General features: G+C 72.4%; 22 protein-coding genes. 14 read left to right on the top strand and 8 right to left on the bottom strand.

Annotated features, from left to right (window positions below; all coding sequences use genetic code 11):
* Positions 1-4: 4 nt before the first annotated feature.
* Positions 5-1216, bottom strand: a complete 1212-nt coding sequence (pdhA, locus tag OG389_RS19835) for a pyruvate dehydrogenase (acetyl-transferring) E1 component subunit alpha (protein WP_328299800.1) — start codon at positions 1214-1216, stop codon at positions 5-7.
* 325 nt (positions 1217-1541) lie between these two features.
* On the opposite strand from pdhA (OG389_RS19835), the gene OG389_RS19830 reads away from it, so the two are divergent.
* Positions 1542-2204 (top strand): response regulator transcription factor, encoded by a 663-nt coding sequence (locus OG389_RS19830; RefSeq protein ID WP_328299799.1) that lies wholly within the window; start codon positions 1542-1544, stop codon positions 2202-2204.
* 194 nt (positions 2205-2398) lie between these two features.
* Positions 2399-2815 carry a pyridoxamine 5'-phosphate oxidase family protein gene (locus OG389_RS19825; RefSeq protein WP_328299798.1) on the top strand — a complete coding sequence of 139 codons (417 nt, stop codon included), beginning with the start codon at positions 2399-2401 and terminating at the stop codon, positions 2813-2815.
* Between the two features lie 89 nt (positions 2816-2904).
* Here OG389_RS19825 and OG389_RS19820 read toward each other — a convergent pair whose 3' ends face one another.
* Complete coding sequence (locus tag OG389_RS19820; RefSeq protein WP_328299797.1) at positions 2905-4455, bottom strand: protein kinase domain-containing protein; 1551 nt, start codon at positions 4453-4455, stop codon at positions 2905-2907.
* Between the two features lie 273 nt (positions 4456-4728).
* Here OG389_RS19820 and OG389_RS19815 point away from each other — a divergent pair, with 273 nt between their 5' ends.
* The 10 genes from OG389_RS19815 (at position 4729) to OG389_RS19770 (ending at position 16929) form a co-directional block, all read left to right on the top strand.
* Positions 4729-6396, top strand: a complete 1668-nt coding sequence (locus OG389_RS19815) for a Stk1 family PASTA domain-containing Ser/Thr kinase (protein ID WP_328299796.1) — start codon at positions 4729-4731, stop codon at positions 6394-6396.
* A 316-nt stretch (positions 6397-6712) separates the two neighbouring features.
* Complete coding sequence (locus OG389_RS19810) at positions 6713-7195, top strand: hypothetical protein (RefSeq protein WP_328299795.1); 483 nt, start codon at positions 6713-6715, stop codon at positions 7193-7195.
* 152 nt (positions 7196-7347) lie between these two features.
* A complete protein-coding gene (locus OG389_RS19805) occupies positions 7348-8028 on the top strand; it encodes a PadR family transcriptional regulator (protein ID WP_328299794.1) in 681 nt (226 codons plus the stop codon).
* A gap of 31 nt (positions 8029-8059) precedes the next feature.
* On the top strand, positions 8060-8791 hold the full coding sequence (locus tag OG389_RS19800; protein ID WP_328299793.1) for an ABC transporter ATP-binding protein: 732 nt from the start codon (positions 8060-8062) through the stop codon (positions 8789-8791).
* The gene (locus OG389_RS19795) at positions 8788-11643 is read left to right on the top strand and encodes an ABC transporter permease (RefSeq protein ID WP_328299792.1); all 2856 of its coding nucleotides are present in this window, start codon (positions 8788-8790) and stop codon (positions 11641-11643) included. The genes OG389_RS19800 and OG389_RS19795 overlap by 4 nt, the downstream gene beginning before the upstream one ends.
* 117 nt (positions 11644-11760) lie before the next feature.
* A complete protein-coding gene (locus OG389_RS19790; RefSeq protein WP_328299791.1) occupies positions 11761-12300 on the top strand; it encodes a bacterial proteasome activator family protein in 540 nt (179 codons plus the stop codon).
* 276 nt (positions 12301-12576) lie between these two features.
* Positions 12577-13512, top strand: a complete 936-nt coding sequence (locus OG389_RS19785) for an NTP transferase domain-containing protein (protein ID WP_328299790.1) — start codon at positions 12577-12579, stop codon at positions 13510-13512.
* A complete protein-coding gene (locus OG389_RS19780) occupies positions 13509-14801 on the top strand; it encodes a molybdopterin molybdotransferase MoeA (RefSeq protein WP_328299789.1) in 1293 nt (430 codons plus the stop codon). Before OG389_RS19785 ends, OG389_RS19780 begins: the two co-directional genes overlap by 4 nt.
* Positions 14789-15889, top strand: coding sequence for a potassium channel family protein (locus OG389_RS19775; protein ID WP_328299788.1), 1101 nt, complete (start codon positions 14789-14791; stop codon positions 15887-15889). Before OG389_RS19780 ends, OG389_RS19775 begins: the two co-directional genes overlap by 13 nt.
* Positions 15890-15951: 62 nt before the next feature.
* Positions 15952-16929: an NAD(P)H-quinone oxidoreductase gene (locus OG389_RS19770; RefSeq protein WP_328299787.1), complete on the top strand. Its 978-nt coding sequence runs from the start codon at positions 15952-15954 to the stop codon at positions 16927-16929.
* 59 nt (positions 16930-16988) lie between these two features.
* On the opposite strand, the gene OG389_RS19765 is transcribed toward OG389_RS19770, so the two are convergent.
* Genes OG389_RS19765 through pdhA (OG389_RS19755) form a run of 3 tightly spaced genes read right to left on the bottom strand, consistent with a single transcriptional unit; the run spans position 16989 to position 20532 of the window.
* Positions 16989-18371, bottom strand: coding sequence for a dihydrolipoamide acetyltransferase family protein (locus tag OG389_RS19765; RefSeq protein WP_328299786.1), 1383 nt, complete (start codon positions 18369-18371; stop codon positions 16989-16991).
* The gene (locus OG389_RS19760) at positions 18371-19369 is read right to left on the bottom strand and encodes an alpha-ketoacid dehydrogenase subunit beta (RefSeq protein WP_328299785.1); all 999 of its coding nucleotides are present in this window, start codon (positions 19367-19369) and stop codon (positions 18371-18373) included. The genes OG389_RS19765 and OG389_RS19760 overlap by 1 nt, the downstream gene beginning before the upstream one ends.
* On the bottom strand, positions 19366-20532 hold the full coding sequence (gene pdhA / locus OG389_RS19755; protein ID WP_328303931.1) for a pyruvate dehydrogenase (acetyl-transferring) E1 component subunit alpha: 1167 nt from the start codon (positions 20530-20532) through the stop codon (positions 19366-19368). Before pdhA (OG389_RS19755) ends, OG389_RS19760 begins: the two co-directional genes overlap by 4 nt.
* Positions 20533-20709: 177 nt before the next feature.
* On the opposite strand from pdhA (OG389_RS19755), the gene OG389_RS19750 reads away from it, so the two are divergent.
* Positions 20710-21360 carry an Lrp/AsnC family transcriptional regulator gene (locus tag OG389_RS19750; protein ID WP_328299784.1) on the top strand — a complete coding sequence of 217 codons (651 nt, stop codon included), beginning with the start codon at positions 20710-20712 and terminating at the stop codon, positions 21358-21360.
* 114 nt (positions 21361-21474) lie between these two features.
* On the opposite strand, the gene OG389_RS19745 is transcribed toward OG389_RS19750, so the two are convergent.
* Both OG389_RS19745 and OG389_RS19740 read right to left on the bottom strand, forming a co-directional pair.
* On the bottom strand, positions 21475-22062 hold the full coding sequence (locus tag OG389_RS19745; protein ID WP_328299783.1) for a TetR/AcrR family transcriptional regulator: 588 nt from the start codon (positions 22060-22062) through the stop codon (positions 21475-21477).
* Positions 22059-23642 (bottom strand): 3-hydroxyacyl-CoA dehydrogenase, encoded by a 1584-nt coding sequence (locus tag OG389_RS19740; RefSeq protein ID WP_328299782.1) that lies wholly within the window; start codon positions 23640-23642, stop codon positions 22059-22061. Before OG389_RS19740 ends, OG389_RS19745 begins: the two co-directional genes overlap by 4 nt.
* Before the next feature lie 157 nt (positions 23643-23799).
* On the opposite strand from OG389_RS19740, the gene paaN reads away from it, so the two are divergent.
* The gene (gene paaN, locus OG389_RS19735) at positions 23800-25482 is read left to right on the top strand and encodes a phenylacetic acid degradation protein PaaN (RefSeq protein WP_328299781.1); all 1683 of its coding nucleotides are present in this window, start codon (positions 23800-23802) and stop codon (positions 25480-25482) included.
* A gap of 7 nt (positions 25483-25489) precedes the next feature.
* Here paaN and OG389_RS19730 read toward each other — a convergent pair whose 3' ends face one another.
* Positions 25490-26275 (bottom strand): TrmH family RNA methyltransferase, encoded by a 786-nt coding sequence (locus tag OG389_RS19730; RefSeq protein WP_328299780.1) that lies wholly within the window; start codon positions 26273-26275, stop codon positions 25490-25492.
* Between the last annotated feature and the right edge of the window lie 7 nt (positions 26276-26282).

The raw sequence follows: 26282 nt of genomic DNA, 5'->3' as shown, positions 1-26282 counted from the left end.
ACGGTCACTCCCCGCCTTCGAAGGACGCGAGGTACGCGGCGAACTGCGCGCGCTCCTCGTCGACGAGCGCGTGCCCGTCCGCGTAGACGTTCTCGAAGATCGCCATGGTGTCCGGGTCGGGCATCGAGCGCACGACCTCGCGCACCCGCTTGCCGAGGGCCTCGCTCTCGGCCTCCAGCCCCTCGAAGTACGCCTCGTCGGCGCCTCCGGTGGCCAGCAGGTGGGCCTTCAGGCGCAGGATCGGGTCCTTGGCCTCCCAGGCCGCCGTCTCCTCGTCGCGCCGGTACTTCGTCGGGTCGTCGGAGGTGGTGTGCGCACCCATCCGGTACGTGAAGGCCTCCACCAGGGTGGGTCCCTCTCCCCGGCGGGCCCGCTCCAGCGCCCAGCGGGTGACCGCGAGGCAGGCCAGCACGTCGTTGCCGTCCACCCGGACGCCCGGGAAGCCGAAGCCCTGGGCGCGCTGGTAGAGCGGCACGCGCATCTGGCGCTCGGTCGGCTCGGAGATCGCCCACTGGTTGTTCTGGCAGAAGAACACCACGGGGGAGTTGTAGACCGCCGAGAAGGTGAAGGCCTCCGCCACGTCTCCCTGGCTGGAGGCGCCGTCGCCGAAGTAGGCGATGACGGCCGAGTCGGCCCCGTCCTTGGCCACGCCCATCGCGTACCCGGTCGCGTGCAGCGTCTGGGAGCCGATGACGATCGTGTACAGGTGGAAGTTGTTGGTGGTCGGGTCCCAGCCACCGTGGTTCACACCGCGGAACATGCCGAGCAGGTTGGTCGGGTCGACCCCGCGGCACCAGGCCACGCCGTGCTCGCGGTAGGTCGGGAAGACGTAGTCGTCGTCGCGCAGGGCCCGGCCGGAGCCGATCTGGGCGGCCTCCTGGCCGAGCAGCGAGGCCCACAGGCCCAGCTCGCCCTGGCGCTGGAGGGCGGTCGCCTCACCGTCGAAGCGACGGGTCATGACCATGTCGCGGTACAGACCGCGCAGGTCATCGGTGGTGATGTCGGCGACGTAGGGGGCGAACTCCGCGATGCCGGGGTGGTCCGCGACGTCGAGCCGGTCCCCCTCAGGCGTCAGCAGCTGTACGAACTGGGGCTCGGTGTCATGCGTCTGCGCGGTGGCGGCGGCGGGGGTCTTGGCGGCGTTCGCCGCGCCTGCCGCCCGCTTGGTGCCGCTGCTGCGTCGCGGCTTGCGCGCGGCAGTGCTCTCCACGGTCACGATTGCTCCTCCGTCGGTCCGGCACCCGGGTTCTCCGGGGACCAGTGCGGCTCACCTGTATCTCTGCCCGCGCACGGGGTGGGTGCGCTTCGGGTCTGGGATTCAGGCGTGACAGGTGCCCCGGCGAGTGCCCTGCGCAATGCACGTTACCCAGTGCGCCGCATAACTGCGAAACCCCGTTTGACCTGCGATTTTGCTTGGATTTCCAAGTAAATCGGCAGAACCGGGAACAACCACTGGTCACAGCCTTGCAGGGGGCCGGAACAACGGCACGTTATCCCGGTCGTCACCGGCAGGGAAGGGGTGAGTGTGTGAAACTGAGTTCGTGCGCGAAAACGGAAAAATCAAGGTATTCCTCCTGGACGACCACGAAGTGGTACGCCGGGGTGTTCACGAGCTGCTGTCGATGGAAGCCGACATCGAGGTCGTCGGCGAGGCCGGCACGGCCGCCGACGCACTGGTCCGCATCCCCGCCACCCGCCCCGACGTAGCCGTTCTCGACGTCCGCCTGCCCGACGGCAGTGGCGTGGAGGTGTGCCGCGAGGTGCGCTCCCAGAACGAGGACATCAAGTGCCTGATGCTCACCTCGTTCGCCGACGACGAGGCGCTGTTCGACGCGATCATGGCCGGCGCCTCGGGCTACGTACTGAAGGCGATCCGCGGCAACGAGCTGCTCAACGCCGTACGGGACGTGGCGGCCGGCAAGTCGCTGCTGGACCCCGTGGCCACCGCCCGGGTGCTGGAGCGGCTGCGCGACGGCAAGAACGGCAAGGGTGACGACCGCCTGTCGAACCTCACCGAGCAGGAACGCAAGATCCTCGACCTGATCGGCGAGGGCCTGACGAACCGCGTGATCGGCGAGCGCCTGCACCTGGCCGAGAAGACCATCAAGAACTACGTCTCCAGCCTGCTGTCCAAGCTGGGCATGGAGCGCCGGTCGCAGGCCGCCGCGTACGTGGCCCGCCTGCAGGCCGAGAAGCGGCACTGAGCTCCTCCCACCGAGCTCCTGCCCGAGATGATCCCCACCGGGCTCCTCCCGGCCTCCCGCATTCGCTACACAGCGTCACGCCCCGTGGTTGCACGATTCCACGGGGCGCGCTGTTCCATTCGGGACCAACGTCCCCGATGTGCGGGGCGGGCTCCTCTTTTCCGGCACCGTGTCCGTACCGGAAAGTGGATGACATGTCCCCAGAGGAACTTCACGCCATCGAACTGCTGCGCCGCGTGCCGTACGGCCGAGCCGCCACCAGCATGCGCGCGCTGCCCTTCCTCGCCGTCGCGCGCCACATCGTGGTGAACGGCAAGGTCGTCCTGAGAATGCACTCCGGTTTCGGCTACCACCACGCCTGTAATGGCAGCGTGGTCTCCTACGGCGCCGACAACTTCAATTCCGGCGAATCCCAGCTGTGGTCGGTTCAGTTCACCGGCACCGCGAACATCGTCGAGCCCACCACCGCCGAACTGGAGCTGTTCGGCCCGGGTCCGCACTTCGTGGACGGCGCGGTCTTCGACCCCGTCTACATGCGGATCGAGCCCCACCTGGTCACCGTGCACACCCTCGCGGGCAATCTGGACCGGCAGTACCAGCACGCGCTCTGAACGGTGCCCGCGGGGCCTCGGTCCCACGGCGAACGGCCCGACGGAATTCCGCCGGGCCGTTCGTGTGCGTCGGACCGTACGACCCGGGGTCACTGTTCGCCGGCGCCGTCCCCACCGGGGTCGTCCGGGCTCTTCGACGTCGACGGCCTCGGGGACGGCGACTTCGACGGGCTCTGCGACGCCGAGTGCGAGGGCGACGCGGACTCCGACGGGGAGCTCGAGGGCGAGTACGACGGCGAGTAGCTCGGCGTGTACTTGCTGCGGCTCGGGCTCGGCGAGAAGGAGTACGAGCTCTCCGTCGACGGCTTGGACGGCGTGGTGTCCGGCGACGGGCTGTCCGGCGTCGTACCGCCCGAGGAGGAGACCGAGACCGGCGGCGGCGTGTTCGGCTCTCCGCCCTTGCCGCCGAAACCGTTGACCGCGTACGCAACTCCGCCCGCGACCGCGAGGACCGCGAGGACCGCGAACAGCCACAGCTTCCAGCGGCCGCTGCCCGAACGGTCGTCGTACCCGTCGTAGCCGTCGTACCCGCCGCCACCGCCCTGGCCGCGGCCGTTGCCGCCCCCGCCGGGGTAGGCGGAACCGTCGTCCGGGTTCAGCGGCGGCACCATCGGCTGCTGGAACTGCGAGGTCGTGGAGTGCGAGCCGTACTGGCCCTGCCCCTGACCGGGCATCGGCATCGCCGTGGTCTGCGAGGGGCCGCGCCCGTGGGGCAGCGCCATGGTGACCGGTCCGGTGTTCCAGGTGCCGGTGTTGGGCCCCTGGTCGTGCAGCATCTGCAGGGAGTACTGGACCAGCCCGCGCATCTCCTCGGCGCTCTGGAACCGGTCGTCCGGGTCCTTGGCGAGGGAGCGCATGACGAGTCCGTCGAGCTCCTGCGGGATCTGGTGGCCCTCCGGCAGCTGCGAGGGCGGGATCGGCGCGTCCTGCACGTGCTGGTAGACCACCGACAGCGGGGTCTCCCCGGTGAACGGAGGACGCAGCGCGAGGAGTTCGTAGAGCAGACAGCCCGTGGCGTACAGGTCGGAGCGGTGGTCCACGGCCTTGCCGAGGGCCTGTTCGGGCGAGAGGTACTGCGGCGTTCCCATGACCATGCCGGTCTGGGTCATCGTCGACTGCGCGCCGTGCAGGGCGCGGGCGATGCCGAAGTCCATCACCTTGACCGCGCCGGTGTCCGTGATGATCACGTTGGCGGGCTTGATGTCCCGGTGCACGATGCCGTGCTGGTGCGAGTACGCGAGCGCCTCGAGCACGCCGGAGACGATGATCAGCGCCTGCTCGGGGCCCGGGGCCTCGGCGCTGATCAGCAGGTCGCGGATGGTGCGGCCCTCGACCAGTTCCATGACGATGTAGGGGACGACGTTCGGGCCGACCCGGTCCTCGCCCGAGTCGTACACGGCGACGACGGCATGGTGGTTCAGGCCGGCGACCGACTGCGCCTCGCGCGTGAAGCGGGCCTTGGACACCGGGTCCTCGGCGAGGTCCGGGCGCAGCAGCTTCACGGCGACGGTCCGGCCCAGCCGGACGTCCTCGGCCGCGAAGACCTCGGCCATGCCGCCGCGTCCCAGACGGTGGGTCAGCCGGTAACGGCCGTCTCCCACCAGGCCGCCCGCGCCCCAGTGCTCAGGACCTTCGGTCATCCCGGCGCCGCTTCCCTCGGGTTCGGGTGCCATCAGTCCTCGCCGTCGTCTGTCTCGGCCGCCGCTCAGCGGTAGGTCCTCGTCGTGTGCTCCGACGAACGCTACAGCCTCGCACCCGGTCGCTGTTCGGACATGCACCGCCTGTGGACCCCCTGTGGCCGTGTGGTCACGGAACGGGAACCTGGCTTGACGTGTGCTTGCCCTCCGGCAGACTGAGGCCGACATGCGCTCAGCCAGAGGCGTAGGGACACATCCCGAGGGGAAGCAACAGTCATGAGCCAGGACGGCACTCAGGGCCAGTACGCGGGCGGCTCTTTGGCCGGTGGCCGTTACCAGCTAAGGGACTTGCTCGGCGAGGGCGGCATGGCCTCCGTCTACCTCGCCTACGATTCGGCGCTCGACCGGCAGGTGGCGATCAAGACCCTGCACAGCGAACTCGGGCGCGAGCAGTCCTTCCGCGAGCGCTTCCGCCGCGAGGCCCAGGCTGTAGCGAAACTGTCGCACACGAACATCGTCTCGGTATTCGACACGGGTGAGGGCGTCGTCTCCTTCGCCGACCCCTCGGCGGCCGACGGCGCCGTCATGCCGTACATCGTCATGGAGTACGTCGAGGGCCAGCCGCTGGGCTCCGTCCTGGACGGGGACGTCAGGCAGTACGGAGCCATGCCGGCCGACAAGGCGCTGAAGGTGACGGCCGACGTCCTGGCCGCGCTGGAGAGCAGCCACGAGATGGGGCTGGTCCACCGCGACATCAAGCCGGGCAACGTCATGATGACGCGGCGCGGACTCGTCAAGGTGATGGACTTCGGCATCGCCCGTGCCATGCAGTCCGGGGTCACCTCGATGACGCAGACCGGCATGGTCGTCGGCACCCCTCAGTACCTCTCCCCCGAGCAGGCGCTCGGCCGCGCCGTGGACGCCCGCTCCGACCTGTACTCGGTCGGCATCATGCTCTTCGAGCTGCTGACCGGGCGGGTGCCCTTCGTCGCGGACTCGGCCCTGGGCATGGCGTACGCGCACGTGCAGGAGGAGCCGGTCGCGCCGTCCTCCATCAACCGCTCGGTCACCCCGGCGATGGACGCGCTGGTGGCGCGGGCCCTGAAGAAGAACCCGAACGAGCGCTTCCCCACCGCCGCCGCCATGCTCGACGAGGTCGCGCGGGTGGCGGGCGCCGGGCACACCGGGGCCCCCGTCATCGTCCCCGGCTCGCACCCCACCAACAGCGGAGCCGGGCTCGGCTCGGCCGTGTTCCCGCCGGTGGACTCCGCCCTGCAGGCGCCGCCGCCGTCGCTGCAGCAGCCGTACCAGTCCCCGTACACCCCTGCGCCGTCCCCGTACGCGCCGACTCCGGCGCCCGCGTCCGGGGCGTACGGGTACCCGCAGCAGTCGCACCAGCAGCCCCACCAGACGCCGACCCCGCAGCCGTACTCGGCTCCGACCCCGCCGCCCTACTCACTGTCGCCGCAGGCCGCGCAGGCGCCGGCCGCCGCGCCGGGGAAGAAGAACACCCAGCTCGTGGTGGGGGCCGTCGTGGTGGCGCTGCTGGTGGTCGGAGGGCTGGTCGCGTCCCTGAAGCTGGGGGGCGACGAGGACAAGGGCGGGACGGCGAGCCCGGGCTCCTCCAAGTCGGCGTCCGGTCCGGCGAAGACCGGGCACAAGGGTCCCGACCTCACGAAGGTGATCGACGAGGCCAAGTGCAAGTCGCCCTCGAAGGACTCCAACGACGCGACCAAGGTGCAGGCTCCGGACTTCCGGTACCTGAACCAGGTCTCGGTGAAGGCGTGCATCCGGGCCGGCGGCTGGAGGTACGAGGAGCAGCCCAAGGACGAAGCGGTCTACGGCGAGGGGACCGTCGTCGATCAGATGCCGTACCCCGGATCCAAGATCGACCCCAAGAGCACCACCTTCACCCTGTACATCTCCACCGGCGACCCGGAGTGACGCGGCCCGCAGGGGGACACCACGGATTGATGAACCGGAGTTCGCCCGCCGGGCGCCGGTTCTGATACATACGCGCAGGACGCACCCGCCGATCTTCCGGGGGAGCCCTCGACCGGATCGGCGTGCGGGCCGCCGCGTTCAACGACGCCGGCTACCGGACCCTGCGCGGGTCAGGATGCGTGCGGAACCCGTACTTCTAGAAGGCCCGGCACGGCATACGGCCGGGAGACGGCCCGGCACACGGCCCGGCACCGGCCGGCATCCCGAACGGCCCGTACGGGATGCCGGTTTTGTCCCGTTATGCAAATCTGAATCCGTGACTCACGCCCGCGCTCTGCGCTGGACCGCCGGGGCAGCGATGGCAACCGCCACGCTGCTGGTCGCGGCGCCCGCGCACGCGGGGGCCGCACACACGGGGTCCGCACGCGCCACCGCCTCCACCGCCGCCGTTTCCTCCGGCGACCCGGCGCCCGTGGCCGACGTAGCGGACCGGGCGTTCGAGGATCTCGCCGGGAGCGCCGCCGGGGCCGGGCGGGAACGGCCGGGGCGGCCGGTGGGCGAACCCGCCAATCCCGAGACCGTGCTCGCCGCGCGACCCGTCCCGGTGCGCCCGCGCACCGAACCGCTCCCGCAGGCTCCCGCACCTTCCTCGCCACCGCCGCCGGTCAGCGCGCTGGGTACCGAGCCGAACGAGCGGGCCGCCGATCTCGCCGCGCACATACTGCCGCTCGGAACGGGATTCGCCCTGATGGGACTGGGTTTCGGCTACATGGGGATCCGGCTGCGGCGGGGGCGCTAGCCTCCTCCCACCCTCGCTCCGGACTCGCTCCGACCTCGCTCCGGACTCCCTCCGGACTCCCTCCCGGGACGGACCCGAGCGGGCGGGTCCCCCTTCCGGCATAGGCCTCAAGGTGGTTGCGGCCAAGGACATACTCGGTATACATACTGAGTATGTCGATCCGCCACGGCCTTCTCGCCCTGCTGGAACGGGGCCCTCGGTACGGCTCCCAGCTGCGCACCGAATTCGAGTCCCGCACCGGTTCCACCTGGCCTCTCAACGTCGGGCAGGTGTACACCACGCTCGCCCGGCTGGAGCGTGACGGCCTCGTCGCCCCCGGCGGCGAGGACCCCGCGGGGCACACCCTCTACGCCATCACCGACACCGGACGCTCCGAACTGCGCGAGTGGTACGAGCGCCCCGTCGACCGGGCCAATCCGCCCCGCGACGAGCTCGCCATCAAGCTCGCCATGGCCGTCGGCTCGTCCGGCGTGGACATCCGCGCCGTCATCCAGGCCCAGCGGCACGCCACCGTCCAGGCCATGCAGGACTACACCCGGCTCAAGGCGCAGGCCCTCACCGCCATCGAGGGCGGCCGCGGCAGCGAGCGCGACGACATCGCCTGGCTGCTGGTCCTGGAACAGCTGATCTTCCAGACCGAGGCCGAGGCCCGCTGGCTGGACCACTCCGAGGCCCGGCTCGTACGGCTCTCCGCGCTCGGAGAGCTCGCGCCGGCCGAGGCCGATCCGCCCGAGGCCACCGGCGGGGCCCCCGGCACCGCCGTCCCGACCACGACCCCGATCCCGACCACCGACCGGCTGCTTCCCCGTACCGCCCGCACGCGGCGGGGCTGAACACCGCTCCATGTCCCAGGGGGACCCCTTCATGCCTGACCAGCCCGTACTGCAGTTGGACCAGCTCGTCCGCACGCACGGCAGCGGCGCCACCGAGGTGCACGCCCTGCGCGGAATCAACCTCTCCGTGTACCCCGGCGAACTCGTCGCCGTCATGGGCCCGTCCGGGTCCGGCAAGTCCACGCTCCTGACCCTCGCCGGCGGACTCGACACCCCGAGCAGCGGCAAAGTGATAGTCGAGGGCACCGACATCACCACCGCGAGCCGCAAGCAGCTGGCCGCGCTGCGCCGCCGCAGCATCGGGTACGTCTTCCAGGACTACAACCTGATCCCGGCCCTCACCGCGGCCGAGAACGTGGCCCTGCCGCTCGAACTCGACGGGATCTCCGCCCGCAAGGCCCGCACCAGCGCGGTCGCGGCCCTGCAGGAGATGAATCTCGGACAGCTCGCCGACCGCTTCCCCGACGAGATGTCCGGCGGCCAGCAGCAGCGCGTGGCCATCGCCCGCGCCCTGGTGGGCGACCGCCGCCTCGTCCTCGCCGACGAGCCGACCGGCGCCCTCGACTCCGAGACCGGCGAGTCCGTACTCGCCCTGCTGCGCTCGCGCTGCGAGGCCGGCGCGGCCGGGATCCTGGTCACCCACGAGCCGCGGTTCGCGGCCTGGGCCGACCGCGTGGTGTTCCTGCGCGACGGCAGCGTCGTCGACGAGACCCTGCGCAGCCAGGCGGACTCCCTGCTCACCGGGCAGGCGGCCGCTCAGTGATCTCCTCGTACCACTCCTGGATCGCGGCCATCCGGATAGCCCGCCGCGATGCCTGGCGCTCCAAGGGCCGCAGCGCCCTCGTCCTGGCCATGATCGCTCTGCCGATCGTCGGCGTGAGCGCCGTCGACCTCACCGTGCGCAGCTCCCAGCTCTCCGGCGAGCAGCGCATGGACCGCCTGCTCGGCGCGGCCGACGCCAAGGTGAGCGACCCCCACATGGGCACGGCCATCTACCAGAGCCCCGACGCGCAGAGCTACGCCCCGGTCGGCGGCTACGACAAGTACGAGCCGGGCCCCGGCAGCGGGAACGAGGACAGCACCAACAGGCCCGCGCCCCCGCTCCCGGCCGGAGCCCAGGCCGTCAAGGACAGCAAGTCCTACGGCAAGGTCCGCACCCGGTACGGGATCCTTGGGACCGAGCTGCGGGAAGTGGACCCGGCGAGCCCGCTGGTCAAGGGCCTGTGGACCCTGGAGCGCGGCCGACTGCCGCAGGGGGCGGGCGAGATCATCGCCAGCACCTCCTTCCTGGAGCAGTCCGGGTACTTCGTCGGCTCCAGCGTGGTCCCGCGCGAGTCGACCACCTCGTACAAGATCGTGGGCGCCTACGAGCTGCCCAACGCGCTGGGCCAGCCGCAGCTCCTCGCCCCGCCCGGCACCCTCCTGGCCCCGCTCGACCGGGACATGAAGGCCGCCGGCAGCCCGGGCGTGCGCGCCCAGGACGAATACCTGGTGAAGGTCGGCGGCACCGGCTTCACGTGGGACCTGGTCAAGCAGGCCAACACCAAGTCCCTCCTCGTCGAATCGCGCGTGGTCCTGCTGAACCCGCCCGCCGACTCCGAAGTGCCGCTCTTCACGGAGCAGCCGCGCGACCGGTACGCGTCCAACGACCCGGTCGGAGCCACCGAACTCGCCATCCTCTCCACCGTCGTCGGCCTCGCCATGCTGGAGATCTGCCTGCTGGCCGGACCCGCCTTCGCGGTCGGCGCCCGGCGCTCGCGCCGCCAGCTCGGCCTCGTCGGCGCCAACGGCGGCGACCGGCGGCACATCCGGGCCATCGTGCTCTCCGGCGGCCTGGTGATCGGCGCCGCGGCCGCCGTCATCGGCACCGCCATCGGCATCGCCCTCACCGTGGGCCTGCGGCCGGTGCTGGAGGAGACCATCGGCAAGCGCTTCGGCGGCTTCGAATTCCGCCCGCTGGAACTCCTCGCCATCGGGCTGCTCGCCGTCCTGACCGGGCTGCTGGCCGCCATCGTGCCGGCCGTCACCGCCTCCCGGCAGACCGTGCTCGCCTCGCTGACCGGACGCCGCGGCGTGCGCCGGGCCAACCGGATACTGCCCGTCCTCGGCCTGCTCGCCATCGCGGGCGGCGTGGTCATCGCCCTGTACGGAACCGTCTCCAAGATGGGCTCCACCGTCGTCGCGGGCGGCAGCGCCATTGCCGAACTGGGCATCGTCGCCCTCACCCCCACCCTGGTCGGCCTGTTCGGGCGGGCCGGACGGTGGCTGCCGCTGTCGCCCCGGCTCGCACTGCGCGACGCCGTCCGCAACCGGGGGCGTACGGCCCCGGCCGTGGCCGCCGTCCTGGCCGCCGTCGCCGGCACCGTCGCGGTGGCCACGTACCAGCACAGCCACGAGACCCAGGCGCGGGCCGAGTACGTCGCCGACCTGCCCTACGGGGCCGGGCTGATCGAGACGAACGAGAACTCCGCGTTCCGGGACGTGGCCTCGATGCGCGAGGCCCTGACGAAGGAACTCCCGCTGGACGTACGGGCTGACGTGGAACGCCTGGTCGTCGGCAAGCCGGGCTGCTCCGGGTACTCCACCAGCCAGGACTGCGGGCGGGCCGAGATCATCATCCCGAAGGACCAGCGCTGCCCCCTCTACACGGCCAAGAACGGGCCCAGTTCCTTCACCCTGGAACAGCGCAAGGAATTGCGCAACGACTGGCGGTGCAAGGACCAGCCCTTCGGCGTCCGGATCCCCCTGGTCGTCGCCGACGAGAAGCTGCTCACCGTCCTGGCCACCGCGGACCCGGGTGCGGCGGCCGCGCTGAAGGCGGGCAAGGCCGTCTCCTTCAAGAAGCAGAACGTCCAGGCCGACAAGGTCACCGTCCGGCTGATCATGGGCCGTGACGAGCCCGCCGAAGGCTACGCGCCCGGCGAGCCGGCGCCCGGCCAGGACAAGGTGTTCGCCGCCTACCAGGCCCCCGAGTCGGCCAAGGGCTACGGCCTGGAGCTGGTGCTCCCCGCCTCGGCGGCCAAGGGCGCCGGGATCGCCACCGCCCCCTTCGGCTCGTACTTCACCCTCGACGGGGGCGCGAGCTCCGAGCAGCGGCAGCGGCTGGACGGGGCACTGGACAAGATGGGCCTGGACGCGACCGTGAAGATCGAGAAGGGCTACGAGGGCGACGACAGCCTGGCCATGCTCGCCCTGACCGTCTTCGCGGGCCTGGTCACCATCGGCGCGGCCGGCATCGCCACAGGGCTGGCCCAGGCCGATGCCGAAGGCGACCTGAAGACCCTGGCCGCGGTCGGCGCACCGCCGCGGGTGCGGCGCACCCTCAGCGGCTTCCAGTGCGGGGTGGTCGCCCTGATGGGCGTGGTCCTCGGCTCGGCGGCCGGAATCCTGCCTGCCGTCGGACTGCGGCTCACCGAACGCCGGGCCGCGGCCGACATGGTCCGCCACGGCATCGAGAGCGGCTACTCGGCGGCCTCCGAGACCGTGCCGTACATGCCGATCGCGGTGCCGTGGTCGACGCTGGCCGGTCTGCTGATCGCGGTCCCGGTGGGCGCGGCCCTGCTGGCGGCCCTGGTCACGCGTTCCAGCGGTGCACTGGCACGACGCGAGGTCTGACCGGCGCACGGACCGACGACAGCGGCGGACGGCGGAGTTGGTGCCCCCGCACAGGGTGGATCACGCCTGTGCGGGGGCACACCGTGTGAATACGAAGGTGTGCGAGACAATGACGGCATGGAGATGCCGAGGAGTGAACGGTCGCAGGACAGCCCCCCGCACGGCCTGATCGTGGGCCAGGACGGGATGCCGGTCGGCGGCGCCGATGACGAGTCGCGCGAGGTCCCGGTGACGGAGATGGTCGAACAGCCCGCCAAGGTCATGCGGATCGGCAGCATGATCAAGCAACTCCTGGAAGAGGTACGCGCCGCACCTCTGGACGAGGCCAGCCGGGTCCGTCTCAAGGACATCCACGCCGCGTCCGTGAAGGAGCTGGAGGACGGCCTGGCTCCCGAGCTCGTGGAGGAACTGGAGCGCCTGTCCCTCCCCTTCACCGAGGAGGCGATCCCCTCCGAGGCGGAACTGCGGATCGCCCAGGCCCAGTTGGTGGGCTGGCTGGAAGGCCTGTTCCACGGCATCCAGACGGCCCTGTTCGCACAGCAGATGGCGGCGCGGGCCCAGCTGGAGCAGATGCGCCGCGCCCTGCCACCCGGCGCCTCCCACGAGGACGACGAGGACGGCCCCCACGGCGCGGTCCGCTCGGGCCCGTACCTCTAAGCCCCACCCTCCGGGGCCGCCCACCGGGCGGCCCCGGACCCAATCCCCGCCCCGGGCCGTCGCAGCCCCTTTTCAGGAGGCCGGCGTTCAAGGCGGACTCCAGGTCCTCCAGCCCGTCCGGCGTTCGAGGACCGGGGTCCGGTCAGCGCCCGGGGATCCGTGGAAGGGCGGGAAGGGACTCCGCCCCGCGCAGCGGCCGGCCACCTCACAACGGGCCCGTAAGAACGCGGTGAACGCTGGAACCCATCCGCAACGCGGCCCCCGCATACTCGGGACATGACCTACGACGCGATCGTGCTGGCCGGCGGCGCCGCGCAGCGGCTCGGAGGGGCCGACAAGCCCGGCCTCCTCGTCGGCGGCCGCCCGCTCCTCGACCGCGTCCTCGACGCCTGCGCCGACGCGCGGACCACCGTGGTCGTCGGCGGCCGCAGGCCCACGCCCCGGCCCGTGCGCTGGACCCGGGAGGATCCCCCTGGGGGCGGCCCCCTCGCCGCACTGGACGCCGGGCTGCGGCAGACCACGGCCGCACGGGTCCTCGTGCTCTCGGCCGATCTGCCGTTCCTGGACCGGGAGACGGTCCGCACCCTCCTCGACGCGCCCGGCGGCGACGGAGCCATGCTCCGGGACCCGGACGGCCGCGACCAGCCCCTGGTCGCCGCCTACCGTGCCGAACCCCTGCGCAGGGAAATCGCCCTGCTGGCCACGGAGCACGGCTCCGTGACCGGCCTCCCGCTGCGCGCCCTCACCGCCGAACTCGACCTCACTCCCGTCACCGCGGCTGCGCCACTCGCCTCTTTCGACTGCGACACCTGGGACGATCTCGCCGCCGCCCGCGCCCGGATCAGAGAGCATGGGACCGTGCTGGAGCAATGGATCACCGCCGCCAAGAACGAGCTGGGCATCGACGTGGCCGTCGACACCAAGACCCTGCTCGACCTCGCCCGTGACGCCGCCCACGGCGTCGCCCGCCCCGCCGCCCCGCTGACGACCTTCCTCGTCGGCTACGCGGCGGCCCGGGCCGAAGCCGCCGGCGCCGACCCCGCCGAGGCCGTGGCCGTGGCCTCCCGCAAGGCCGCCGACCTGGCACTGCGCTGGGCCGCGGAGACGGCCGGTAGCGCGGACGCGCCCTCGGCCGTAGCGCCCTCGGCCGACGCGCCCGCCGCGGACACGCCGCCGGCGGACGCCGGCACCGGAGAGACCGGGTCCGGATGACCGCCGACGCCGACCACGCCCTCGACCAGGCCCTCGCGCTGGTCAGCCGCAACCCCGACGGCGGCGGCCACCGCGCCGCGCCCTGGCGCCGTGCCCGGGAGGCCGCCACCCGCGCCGGGTCGGCCGTCCGCGGCCGCAGCCACCAGGTCGCCCTGCCGGCCGCCCTCGGCGAAGTACTGGCCGCGCCCCTGGAGGCCCTCGGCGACCTGCCGTCCTTCGACACCTCCGCCATGGACGGCTGGGCCGTCGCCGGGCCCGGCCCCTGGACCGTCCGCGTCGGCGACAGCGCGCTGGCCGGGAGCGAGCGCCCCGCGCCCCTCGCGGACGGCGAGGCCGTACGGATCGCCACCGGCGCCCGGATCCCCGCCGACACCACCGCCGTGATCCGCAGCGAGCACTCCCGCGAGGCCGGCACGCAGCTGTACGCCGACCGGCCCGCCGCCACCGGCCAGGACATCCGCCCGCGCGGCCAGGAGTGCCGCTCCGGCGACCTGCTGCTGCCCGCCGGCTCCCTGGTCACCCCGGCCGTCCTCGGACTCGCCGCGGCCGCCGGGTACGACGAACTCACCACCCGGCCCCGGCCCCGCGTGGAGATCCTGGTGCTCGGCGACGAGCTGCTCACCGCGGGCCCCCCGCACGACGGCCTCATCCGCGACGCGCTGAGCCCCATGCTGGGCCCCTGGCTGGCCCGGCTCGGCGCCGACGTGATCGCCACCCGGCGGCTCGGAGACGACCCGGCGGGTGCCGCGGCTCTGCTGGAGGCCGTCAACGGCTCCGGCGCCGACCTGGTCATCACCACCGGCGGCACCGCCTCCGGCCCCGTCGACCACGTGCACCCCGTCCTGGCCAAGGCCGGCGCCGAACTGCTCGTCGACGGGGTCGCCGTACGCCCCGGGCACCCGATGCTGCTGGCCCGTCTCGGCGGTGGGTCCCCCGGCCAGGGCCCGGTCCGGCACCTGGTCGGCCTGCCGGGCAATCCGCTGGCCGCCGTGTCCGGACTGCTGACCCTCGCAGAACCGCTGCTGCGCGCACTCGCCGGTCGCGGCGCGCGGCCCCGGTACTCGGTGCCGGTGCGGGGCGACGTGCCGGGCCACCCGCACGACACCCGGCTCGTACCGGTCCTGCTGACCGACGAGCACGCCGTACCGCTGCGCTACAGCGGCCCGGCGATGCTGCGCGGGGTGGCCGCCGCCGACGCGCTGGCCGTCGTACCGCCGAACGGGGCGAGGTCCGGGCAGGACCTGGAGATCCTCGACCTGCCGTGGGCCTCCGGGGGATGTTTCACGTGAAACTTCACGGCTCCGACGCGATGGCCCGCGGCGCCGACGAGAAGCTCGTCTCGCGCCGCATCAAACTGCCCAAGCGCGTCGTCGAGAAACCGCTGAGGCAGGTCACCCGACGGCTGCTGATGGCGCTGTTCGTCATGTGCCTGACGGTCCTGATCGTGTGGATCGACCGCGACGGCTACCACGACAACGCCAACAACCAGGTCGACTTCCTCGACTGCGTCTACTACGCGACCGTCACCCTGTCGACGACCGGCTACGGCGACATCGTCCCGTACAGCGACAGCGCACGGCTGGTCAACGTCCTGCTGATCACGCCGCTCCGCGTGCTGTTCCTGATCATCCTGGTCGGCACCACGCTGGAAGTCCTGACCGAACGCACCAGGGAAGAGTGGCGCCTCAGCCGCTGGAGGAAGAACTTGCGTGACCACACGGTCGTCGTCGGCTTCGGGACGAAGGGCCGCTCGGCCCTCCAGACCCTGCTGGCCACCGGCCTCCACCGGGACCAGGTCGTCATCGTCGACCCCAGCGCCAAGGTGATCGACATCGCCAACTCGGAGGGGTTCACAGGAGTCGTCGGCGACGCCACGCGCTCCGAAGTGCTGCTCCGCGCCGAGCTGCAGAAGGCCCGTCAGATCGTCATCGCCACTCAGCGGGACGACACGGCGGTTCTGGTCACGCTGACGGCCCGCCAGCTCAACCGCGGCGCCAAGATCGTGGCGGCCGTCCGGGAAGAGGAGAACGCCCCGCTGCTGCGCCAGTCCGGCGCGGACGCGGTCATCACGAGCGCCAGCGCGGCGGGCCGGCTGCTCGGGCTCTCGGTGCTCAGCCCGAGCGCGGGCACGGTGATGGAGGACCTGATCCAGCAGGGCAGCGGCCTCGACCTGATCGAGCGTCCGGTCAGGAAGGCCGAGGTCGGCAAATCGGTCCGGGACACCGAGGACCTGGTCGTCAGCGTCCTGCGCGGCCACCGCCTGCTCCCGTACGACGACCCGCACGCGAGCCCGCTCCAGCTGACGGACCGCCTGATCACGATCGTCCGCGCCGTACCGCCGAGTTCCCCGCCCGTGGTGCTGGGTTCGGCGGAGTAGTCGACGGGGCAGTCGGCGCCGCGGCCCTCCCTGCGGTCCGTCCGACCGGTAGCCTCCGGGCCATGCATGCGATCACCATCGAACAGCCCGGCGGCCCCGAGGCCCTGGTGTGGGCCGACGTACCCGACCCGGTGGTCGGCGACGGCGAAGTACTCGTCGAGGTCGCAGCCAGCGCCGTGAACCGCGCCGACGTCCTGCAGCGGCAGGGCTTCTACAACCCCCCGCCGGGCGCATCGCCCCATCCGGGCCTGGAGTGCTCGGGGCGGATCTCCTCGATCGGGCCCGGGGTCTCCGGGTGGTCGGTCGGCGACGAGGTGTGCGCGCTGCTGGCCGGCGGCGGGTACGCGCAGAAGGTGGCCGTCCCGGCGGGCCAGCTGCTGCCGGTGCCCGCGGGCTTGGACCTGGTGACGGCGGCGGCGCTGCCCGAGGTGGTGTGCACGGTCTGGTCGAACGTGTTCATGGTGGCCGGCCTGCGCCCCGGCGAGACCCTGCTGGTGCACGGCGGATCGAGCGGCATCGGGACGATGGCGATCCAGCTGGCCAAGGCCGTGGGCGCGCGGGTCGCGGTGACGGCGGGCGGCAAGGAGAAGCTGGCGCGCTGCGCGGAGCTGGGCGCGGACATCCTGATCGACTACCGCGAGCAGGACTTCGTGGAGGAGCTGCGAGCGGCCACGGACGGCGTCGGGGCCGACGTGATCCTGGACATCATGGGCGCGAAGTACCTGACCCGGAACGTCGACGCGCTGGCCGTGAACGGCCGCCTCGCGATCATCGGGCTCCAGGGCGGGGTCAAGGCCGAGCTCAACCTGGCCACGCTGCTGGCGAAGCGGGCGGCGGTCACCGCCACCACGCTCCGGGCCCGCCCGCTGGAGGAGAAGGCGGCGATCGTCGCGGCCGTACGGGAGCACGTGTGGCCCCTGGTCGAGGCGGGCCGCATCCAGCCCGTGGTGCACGCGACGTACCCCATGCCGGAGGCGGCCGAGGCCCACCGCGTCCTGGAGTCGAGCACGCACGTGGGGAAGCTGCTCCTGACCACCTGAGCCGAGCGCCGGCGGGACCGACATCCAGTCCCGCCGGCCGGGCCGCGGGCCGCGCCGCTCTACAGGCTGCGCAGCAGTACCGCCGGGGACTCGACGCAGTCCGCGACGTACCGCAGGAAGCCGCCCGCCGTGCCGCCGTCGCAGACCCGGTGGTCGAAGGTCAGGGACAGCTGCACGACCTGCCGGACCGCCAGTTCGCCCTTGTGCACCCACGGCTTCGGGATGATCCGGCCCACGCCGAGCATCGCCGCCTCCGGGTGGTTGATGATGGGCGTGGAACCGTCCACACCGAACACCCCGTAGTTGTTCAGGGTGAAGGTGCCACCGGTGAGGTCGGCCGGCGCCAGCTTGCCCGCGCGGGCCAGCTCGGTCAGCCGGGCGAACTCCGCCGACAGGGACTCGGCGCTGCGCGTCTGCGCGTCCCGGACCACCGGGACCATCAGGCCCCGCTCGGTCTGCGCGGCGAAGCCGAGGTGCACGGCCGGGAGCCGGACGATCTCGTTCGCCGCCAGGTCCACCGTGGAGTTGAGCTCCGGGTGCCGTGCCAGTGCCGCCGTGCAGATCCGGGCGAGCAGCGCGAGCACCGAGACCTTCGGCCCGCCCGCCGCGTTCATCGCCGCCCGTGTCGCCATGAGTTCGGTGGCGTCCGCGTCGACCCAGCAGGTGGCGTCCGGGATCTCGCGCCGGCTGCGCGACAGCTTGTCCGCGACCGCGCCGCGCACCCCCTTGAGCGGGATCCTCGTGGCACCCTCCGGCGCGGCGGGGACGGAGGCTGGTGCCGCGGCCGGTGCGGCGGCGGCAGCCACCGCCGGCGCGCTCAGCGCCGCTTCGACGTCCGCGCGCAGGATCAGGCCCTGGGGGCCGGAGCCGCGCAGCGCGCGCAGGTCCACCCCGTGGTCCCGGGCCAGTTTCCGCACCAGCGGCGAAATGACCGGCACGGGCCCGGCGGCGGCGGCCGGGACGGCGCTCACCGGGACGGCCACCGCAACAGCGGCCGGAGCCGAAGCCGGGGACGGGGTCGACGCCCGGGCCGGGACGGCAGCCGGAGCCACGGCCCCGGAGAAACCCCCCGGCGCGGCGGAGCCGGGTCGCACCCGCCTCCGACGCGCCGGACGTGAATGGTCCGTGCCGTAGCCGACCAGCACGTTCCCCGAGCCGGACGAAGCCGCCGCGGGCCCGTCGGGAACCTCGGCCGCCGCCCCCACCGCCACGGTGATCAGCGGTGCGCCGACCGGCAGTTCCGTCCCCTCCTCACCGAAGCGGGCGGTGACGACGCCTCCGTACGGGCAGGGCACCTCGACCATCGCCTTGGCCGTCTCGACCTCGACGACGGGCTGGTCGATGGCGACGACGTCCCCGACCGCCACCAGCCAGCGGACGATCTCCGCCTCGGTCAGGCCTTCCCCGAGGTCCGGCAGTTTGAACTCCATCACCTGTGGCATCAGTTCTCCCACTGCAGACGAGCCACGGTGTCCAGGATCCGGTCCACGCCGGGCAGGTGGTGCTTCTCCAGCATCGGCGGCGGGTACGGGATGTCGAACCCGGTCACACGGAGCACCGGCGCCTCCAGATGGTGGAAGCACCGCTCCGTGACGCGGGCGGCGATCTCCGCGCCGGGACCGCCGAAGCCGCCCGACTCGTGGACCACCACCGCGCGCCCGGTCCGGCGTACGGAGGCCACGACGGTCTCCTCGTCGAAGGGGACCAGCGAGCGCAGGTCCACGACCTCGAGGTCCCAGCCCTCCTCGCGCGCCGCCTCGGCCGCCTCCATGCACACCGGCAGGGAGGGCCCGTAGGTGATCAGGGTCGCGCTCGTACCGCTGCGCCGGACGAGGGCCTTGCCGATCCCGGGGACCGCGGCGGGGGCTTCCGGGGACCAGTCGGCCTTGGACCAGTACAGCCGCTTCGGCTCCAGGAACACCACCGGGTCGTCGCTGGCTATCGAGGCGCGCAGCAGCCCGTAGGCGTCCTCGACCGTCGCCGGGGTCACGACGGTGAGCCCCGGGGTGGCCACGTAGTACGCCTCGGAGGAGTCGCTGTGGTGCTCCACACCGCCGATGCCGCCGCCGTACGGCACGCGGATCGTGATCGGGAGCGGCATGGCTCCCCGGGTGCGGTTGCGCATCTTCGCCACGTGCGAGATCAGCTGCTCGAAGGCCGGGTAGGCGAACGCGTCGAACTGCATCTCCACGACCGGCCGCAGCCCGTACATGGCCATGCCGACGGCCGCTCCGAGGATTCCGGCCTCCGCGAGCGGGGTGTCCGTACAGCGGTCCTCGCCGAACTCCTTGGCGAGCCCGTCCGTGATGCGGAAGACCCCGCCGAGCGTGCCGACGTCCTCACCCATCACGTGGACGCTCGGGTCCTCGGCCATCGCGTCGCGCATCGCCCGGCCCAGGGCCTGCGCCATGGTCGCCGGCTTCGCCGCCACCGTGGTCATGACGGGTCCTCCTCTTCCTGCTCTGCCGCGTCCTGCTCGGCCGCGTCCAGCTCGGCACGGAGCATGGCCGCCTGTTCGCGCAGCCGGCCGGTCTGCTCCGCGTAGACGTGTCCGAACAGGTCCATCGGGTCGAGCACGGGCTCCGCGTTCATCCCGTCCCGCAGTGCCGCCGCCATCGTCTCGGCCGCGTCCTTGGCGGCCTGGATACCCGCCTCGTCCAGCAGTCCGCGCGCGGTGAGCTCGCGTTCCAGCAGGTCGACCGGGTCGTGCGCCTTCCAGGCCGCTACCTCGGCATCGCCCCGGTAGCGGGTCGCGTCGTCGGCGTTGGTGTGGGCCTCGATCCGGTACGTGACGGCCTCGATCATGGTCGGGCCGCCGCCGGAGCGGGCCCGCCGGACCGCCTCGGACAGCACCTCGTGCATGGCGGCGATGTCGTTGCCGTCGACGAGGCGGCCCGGCATCCCGTACCCCACGGCCTTGTGGGCGAGGGTCGGGGCGGCGGTCTGCTTGGCGAGCGGGACGGATATCGCGAAGCCGTTGTTCTGTACGAGGAAGACGACCGGTGCCTGCCAGACGGCGGCGAAGTTCATGGCCTCGTGGAAGTCGCCCTCGCTGGTGCCGCCGTCGCCGACCATGGCGAGGGCGACCACGTCGTCCCCGCGCAGCCGGGCGGCGTGCGCCAGGCCGACCGCGTGCGGCAGCTGGGTGGCGAGGGGGGTCGACAGCGGGGCTATCCGGTGCTCGCGCGGGTCGTAGCCGGTGTGCCAGTCGCCGCGCAGGAGGGTCAGGGCCTGTACGGGGTCCAGTCCGCGCGCCACGGCCGCGAGGGTGTCGCGGTAGCTCGGGAAGAGCCAGTCCTGCTCCTCCAGCACCAGCGCGGCGGCGATCTCGCACGCCTCCTGGCCGACGGTGGAGGGATATACGGCCAGACGGCCCTGCCGGGTGAGGGCGGTGGCCTGGGCGTTGTAGCGGCGGCCGCGCACGAGCTCGGCGTAGCACCGGCGCATCAGCTCGGGGTCGAGCCGGTCGGCGGCCGGCGTGCCCAGCACCCGGTACGGCTCGGGGTCCGGGAGCAGCGGGGCGGCATCCGTACGGGGCCTCCAGGCGGGCGGCGGGGTGGAACGGTGGGACGCACCGGCACCAGGCAGCTCTTGGACCGTCATGGCGGCGTACACCTCCTCGTGGGAAGCGGGCAGGGAGGCCTCGGATGTGAGGCCCCTCACCTACCGATTGTTCGGTTGCCCGGGCAATTTGGCTACAGGCGGGTCCAGGCTGTGGACAAAGTGGCGGCGACGCCCTGGTATGGGTGCAGGACGTCCAGGAGAGGCAGGCAACGGGCGATGACGGATGAACAAATGGCCGGAGCGGGTTCCGGAGCGGGTTCCGGAGCTGGCCCTGGAGCGGGGGGCGCACCGGGGGGCGCTTCCGGAAGCCCCGGCGGCCCCTCGGGAGGCCCTGCCGGACCGCCCGGACAGCCCGGACCCCCCGGACAGCCCGGACAGCCCGCCCCTCCCCGCCCCCTGGACCCCATAGACCGTTCGATCGTGCGCCTGCTCCAGGCGGACGGCCGCGCCTCGATACGATCCGTCGCCGAGCAGGTCCACGTCTCCCGGGCCAATGCCTACGCCCGCATCAACCGCCTCATCGACGACGGGGTGATCCGGGGCTTCACCGCCCGCGTCAACCACGAGCGGGCGGGCCAGGGCGCCTCCGCCTACATCACCCTGAAGATCGTCCAGAATTCCTGGCGCACGGTCCGCGAACAGCTCCGCGAGCTCCCCGGCGCCGCACACATCGCCCTGGTCAGCGGGGATTTCGACGTCCTGTTCCTGGTCCACACCCCGGACAACCGCACCCTGCGCGAGCTGGTCCTGACCCGCCTCCAGTCCATCCCGGAGGTCCTCTCCACGCGCACCCTGCTGGTCTTCGAGGAAACGGATCTCCTGGCCCGGGACCCGGCCGCGGGCCCGACGATCTCCGAGGACCAGTGATGTGGCCGCACTCGCCGGCCTGGTCGGTGCCCGGCCCGCGCCGGGCCCCCGCGGGGGCCCGGCGTAGAGGCTGAACCAGACCTGCAGCCCGAGCACCAAGCCAGGGCCCCCCGGTCAGCGCTGTGTGCGCAGTCCGTCCAGGGCCATGCTGACCACCGCGTCCGCCAGCTGGTCGGAGGTGGTGCCCGGATGCGGGCGGTACCACTCGACCAGGGAGTTGACCATGCCGAAGAGGAGGCGGGTGGCGAGGCGGATGTCCACGTCCGCCCGCAGGTCCCCCTCGGCGGCGGCGGCCTTCAGGAGCTCCGCGACCTGCTGGTCGAACTCGCGGCGGCGCTCCAGTGCCCAGCGCTCGGTGCGGGTGTTGCCCCGCACGCGCAGCAGCAGCGTCACGTAGGGCAGCTCCGCGACGAGGACCTCGACCGTGCGGCGGGTGACGTACTCCACGCGCCCGACCGCGCGCCCCCGTATCGCCCCCGGTTCCCCCAGGACGGCGAAGAGCTCGTCCAGCGCCCGGCTGACGGCCCGGTGCAGCAGCTCCTCCTTGCCCGCGACGTGGTGGTAGATCGAGGACTTCGAGATGCCCGCGGCCTTGGAGAGGTGCTCCATCGAGGTGCCGTCGTAGCCGCGCTCGTTGAAGACCTGGACGGCGACGGACAGCAGCGTCTCGGGCGTGTACGTGTCCCGCTTGACCGTCGTCATTCCGTCTCCCCCGCCTCGTACGCCTCGTCCGTCCCGTCCGTCCCGTCCGTCCCGTCCGTCCCGTCCGTCCCGTCCCCGTCCGTCTCGTCGCCCGCCGCGTACCCCAGCTTGTACAGGGCCAGCGAAGGCGCGTACCGCCCGCCCGGACAGCGCTCGTCGAGGTGGTGCAGCAGGTCGTACGCCCAGTCGCGGCCGAGCCGGTCGTGCCATTCGGCCGGGCCCATGGGGTAGTTGACCCCGAGCCGCATCGCCGTGTCGATGTCCTCGGCCCCCGCCACTGCGCGCGCGACGGCGTCGGCGGTCAGGTCGATCAGCATCGCCACCGTACGGGCGACGATCATCCCGGGGACGTCACCGATGACGGAGACCTTCTTGCCGAGCTTCTGGAACAGTCCGACGGCCTCGGAAAGCGTCCGCTCGCTCGTGTCCTCACTGACGGAGAGCGCGATCCGGGCGGCGTCGCGGTAGTCGAAGGCCAGGTCGAAGTAGACGACGTCGGCGAACTCGATCGCGGTCTTGCCGTCGGCGAGCACCAGCTGCCCCTCGCCCGGGAGCTGGATGTACGGGCCCCCGTGCTCGGTGGCGACGACCTCGATCCCCGCCTCCTCCAGGAGGTCGAGGAGGGCTGCGGCCGGTCCGAGGTCACCGACGACGGTCACCTTCGCGGGCGCGTCCTCGGGGCCGGCCGTGTGCGGGGCCGGGACCTTCGCGTCCGGGCCGTACGGGTACCAGCCGTGGCCCGATTTGCGGCCGAGGCGGCCCGACTGGACCAGCCGGCGCTGCGCGAGGGACGGGGTGAACTTGGGGCTGCGGAAGAAGGACTCCCACACGGAGCGGGTGACGGCCTCGTTGACGTCCTGGCCGATCAGGTCGGTCAGCGCGAAGGGGCCCATCTTGAAGCCGCCGCTCTCGCGGAGCACGGCGTCGATGGTGGCCGGGTCGGCGCCCTGCTCCTCGTACACCGCGAAGGCCTCGGCGTAGAAGGGCCGGGCGATCCGGTTGACGATGAACCCCGGGGTGTCGGCGCAGCGCACCGGTGTCTTGCCCCAGCCCAGGACGGTGGCGTACGCGCGGCCGGCGGCATCCGGGTCGGTCGCGAACCCGGAGACCACCTCGACCAGCGGGAGCAGCGGCGCCGGGTTGAAGAAGTGCAGGCCAAGGAAGCGGCCCGGGTGCGAGAGGCCGGCGGCGAGCTCGGTGACGGAGAGGGAGGAGGTGTTGGTGGCCAGCAGCGCGTCCGGCGAAACCACTTCTTCGAGTGCCGCGAACAGCGCGCGCTTGACGGTGACGTCCTCGACGACCGCCTCCACGACGAGGGCCGCGCCGGCCAGCCCGGACAGTTCGGCCGCCGAACCGATCCGGCCGATGGCGTCCTCGGCCTCGGCACGATCCAGTCGGCCCTTCGCGGCCATCCGATCGACGCGGTCCTGCACGAACCCGACCGCGTCGGCGGCCAGCACGGCGTTGATGTCGTAGATCAGCACGCGGTGACCTGCGAGAAGGGCGACCTGGGCGATGCCCTGTCCCATAGTGCCGGCGCCGACGACCGCCACTGTGCGGGACCGCTCGATTGCTGTCATGCCCAGATCCTCCCGCACCGACTTGTCCACAGGTCTGCCGGGCCCTCTTGTCCCGACCGATCGTTCGGTTACTCTAACTCCAGTCTGCCCTTCTTCATCACTTCATGCCCGACCCGATCGCCTGATCCCGCCCGGCTCAACGAGGAGTTGGTCCCTGATGGCCGCCGAGCCCACCGTCCCCCAGCTGTCCGCCAAGCACCGGCCCACCCTGGACCAGGCACTGGCCACGATCCGCAGCCGCGCCTACTGGTCCCCGCATCCCGAGCACCCCAAGGCGTACGGCGAGAACGCCGGGGCCGACGGCCTCGCCGCCTTCGAGGCGCTGCGCGGCACCCGGCTCGACCTCGGGCAGCCCGGCACCGACGACTGGACGGGAGCCGAGACCTCCCCGTACGGCGTGGAGCTCGGCGTCGAGTACCCGCACGTCGACCCGGACGTGCTGCTGCCCGCGATGCGGGCCGGCATGGGTGCCTGGCGGGACGCCGGGCCCGAGACGCGCGCCCTGGTCTGTATCGAGATCCTGGCCCGGATCTCGGCGCGGACGCACGAGTTCGCGCACGCGGTCATGCACACCAGCGGCCAGGCCTTCATGATGGCCTTCCAGGCCGGCGGCCCGCACGCGCAGGACCGCGGCCTGGAGGCCGTGGCCTATGCGTACGAGGAGCAGACCCGCGTCCCGGGGCAGGCCGACTGGTCGAAGCCGCAGGGCAAGAAGGACCCCCTGGAGTTGGGCAAGACCTTCACCGCCGTGCCGCGCGGAATCTCCCTGATGATCGGCTGCAACACCTTCCCCACCTGGAACGGCTATCCGGGGATCTTCGCCTCCCTCGCCACGGGCAACCCGGTGCTGGTCAAGCCGCACCCGCGCGCCGTGCTCCCGCTGGCGCTCACCGTCCAGGTGGCCCGCAAGGTGCTGGCGGACTCCGGCTTCGACCCGAACCTGGTGGCGCTGGCCGTGGAGCGACCGGGCGAGGGCATCGCCAAGGAACTCGCCCTCCGCCCCGAGATCAAGGTCATCGACTACACCGGGTCCACCGAGTTCGGCGAATGGCTGGAGACCAACGCCCGTCAGGCGCAGGTCTACACGGAGAAGGCCGGCGTCAACACCGTCGTCCTGGACTCCACCGACAACTACAAGGGGATGCTGTCCAACCTGGCCTTCTCGCTGTCCCTGTACAGCGGCCAGATGTGCACCACCCCGCAGAACCTGCTGATCCCCCGCGACGGCATCGAGACCGACGCCGGGCACAAGACGTACGACGAGGTCGTCTCGGACCTCGCGGGCTCGGTCGGCGGCCTGCTCGGCGACGACGCGCGGGCCAACGCCCTGCTCGGCGCGCTGGTCAACCCCGACGTCAAGGCCCGGCTGGAGGCCGCGGCCGGGCTCGGCGAGGTCGCGCTGGCCTCCCGCGAGGTGGCTCACCCGGAGTTCCCGGGCGCGGTGGTGCGCACGCCGGTCATGGTGAAGCTGGACTCCGCCAAGCCCGACGACTCCGCCCCCTACCTCTCGGAGTGCTTCGGCCCGGTCTCCTTCGCGGTGGCGGTCGACTCCACGGCGAGCGCCCTCGACCTGCTGCGGCGCACCGTCCGTGAGAAGGGCGCGATGACGGTCGGGGCGTACACCACGTCCGCGGACACCGAGCGGGCCATCGAGGAGGTCTGCCTGGAGGAGTCGGCGCAGCTCTCCCTGAACCTGACGGGCGGGGTCTATGTGAACCAGACCGCGGCCTTCTCCGACTTCCACGGCTCGGGCGGGAACCCGGCGGCGAACGCCGCGCTGTGCGACGGCGCGTTCGTGTCCAACCGCTTCCGCGTGGTGGAGGTCCGCCGCCAGGGCTAGTCGCGGGCTAGTCGGCCGGCAGGTCCGCCGGCCGGGGCCCGCCCCAGTGGAAGAGGGCCATGGCCACGCTGGTGGCCAGGTTGTAGCTGGAGACCTGCGGGCGCATCGGAAGGGACACCAGGTGATCGGCGCGGGCGCGCAGCTCGGGCGAGATGCCGTGGCGTTCGGAGCCGAAGGCCAGCAGGGCGTCGTCCGGGAGGGTGAGGGCACGGATGTCCTCGCCCTCCGGGTCGAGCGCGTACAGCGGGCCTGGCGGCAGGGTGCCGAGTTCCACCTGGTCCACGGTGGTGGCGTAGTGCAGACCCGCTCCGGCGCGGACCACGTTGGGGTGCCAGGGATCGAGGTCTCCGCGGGTGACGACACCGGTGGCTCCGAATCCGGCGGCGAGCCGGACGACGGCGCCGACGTTGCCGAGGTTGCGGGGGTTGTCCAGGACGACGATCGGGGCCGTCCTGGGCCGCGCCTCGAGCCGGGCCCGCCCGTCGGCCCGGTCGGGCCGGACCGCGAGGGCCGCCACCCCGGTGGGGTGCACCCGGGTCAGCAGTCCCTTCAGCGGAGCGTGCCGCACCAGCCGGACCACCTCCGCCTCCACATCCGGAGCCAGCTCGCGCGCGAGGTCCCGTACGGCGTCCGGCTCGTCGGCGACGGCGATGCGCACCCGCGCCCCGAAGCGCAGGGCGTGCTTCAGCGCGTGGAACCCGTCGAGGAGTACGAGGTCCTCCCCCGCGGCCGCCTCCCGCCACTGCCGTTCGGTGTCCCCGGCGTCCCCGGCCTGCCCGCGCTGCTCACTCATACCGCCG

Origin of the sequence: Streptomyces sp. NBC_00435 (genome assembly GCF_036014235.1) — a bacterium.
Taxonomy (GTDB): Bacteria; Actinomycetota; Actinomycetes; order Streptomycetales; family Streptomycetaceae; genus Streptomyces.
The sequence above is the reverse complement of the archived record's forward strand: the minus strand, read 5'-3'. Positions and strand labels throughout refer to the sequence as shown.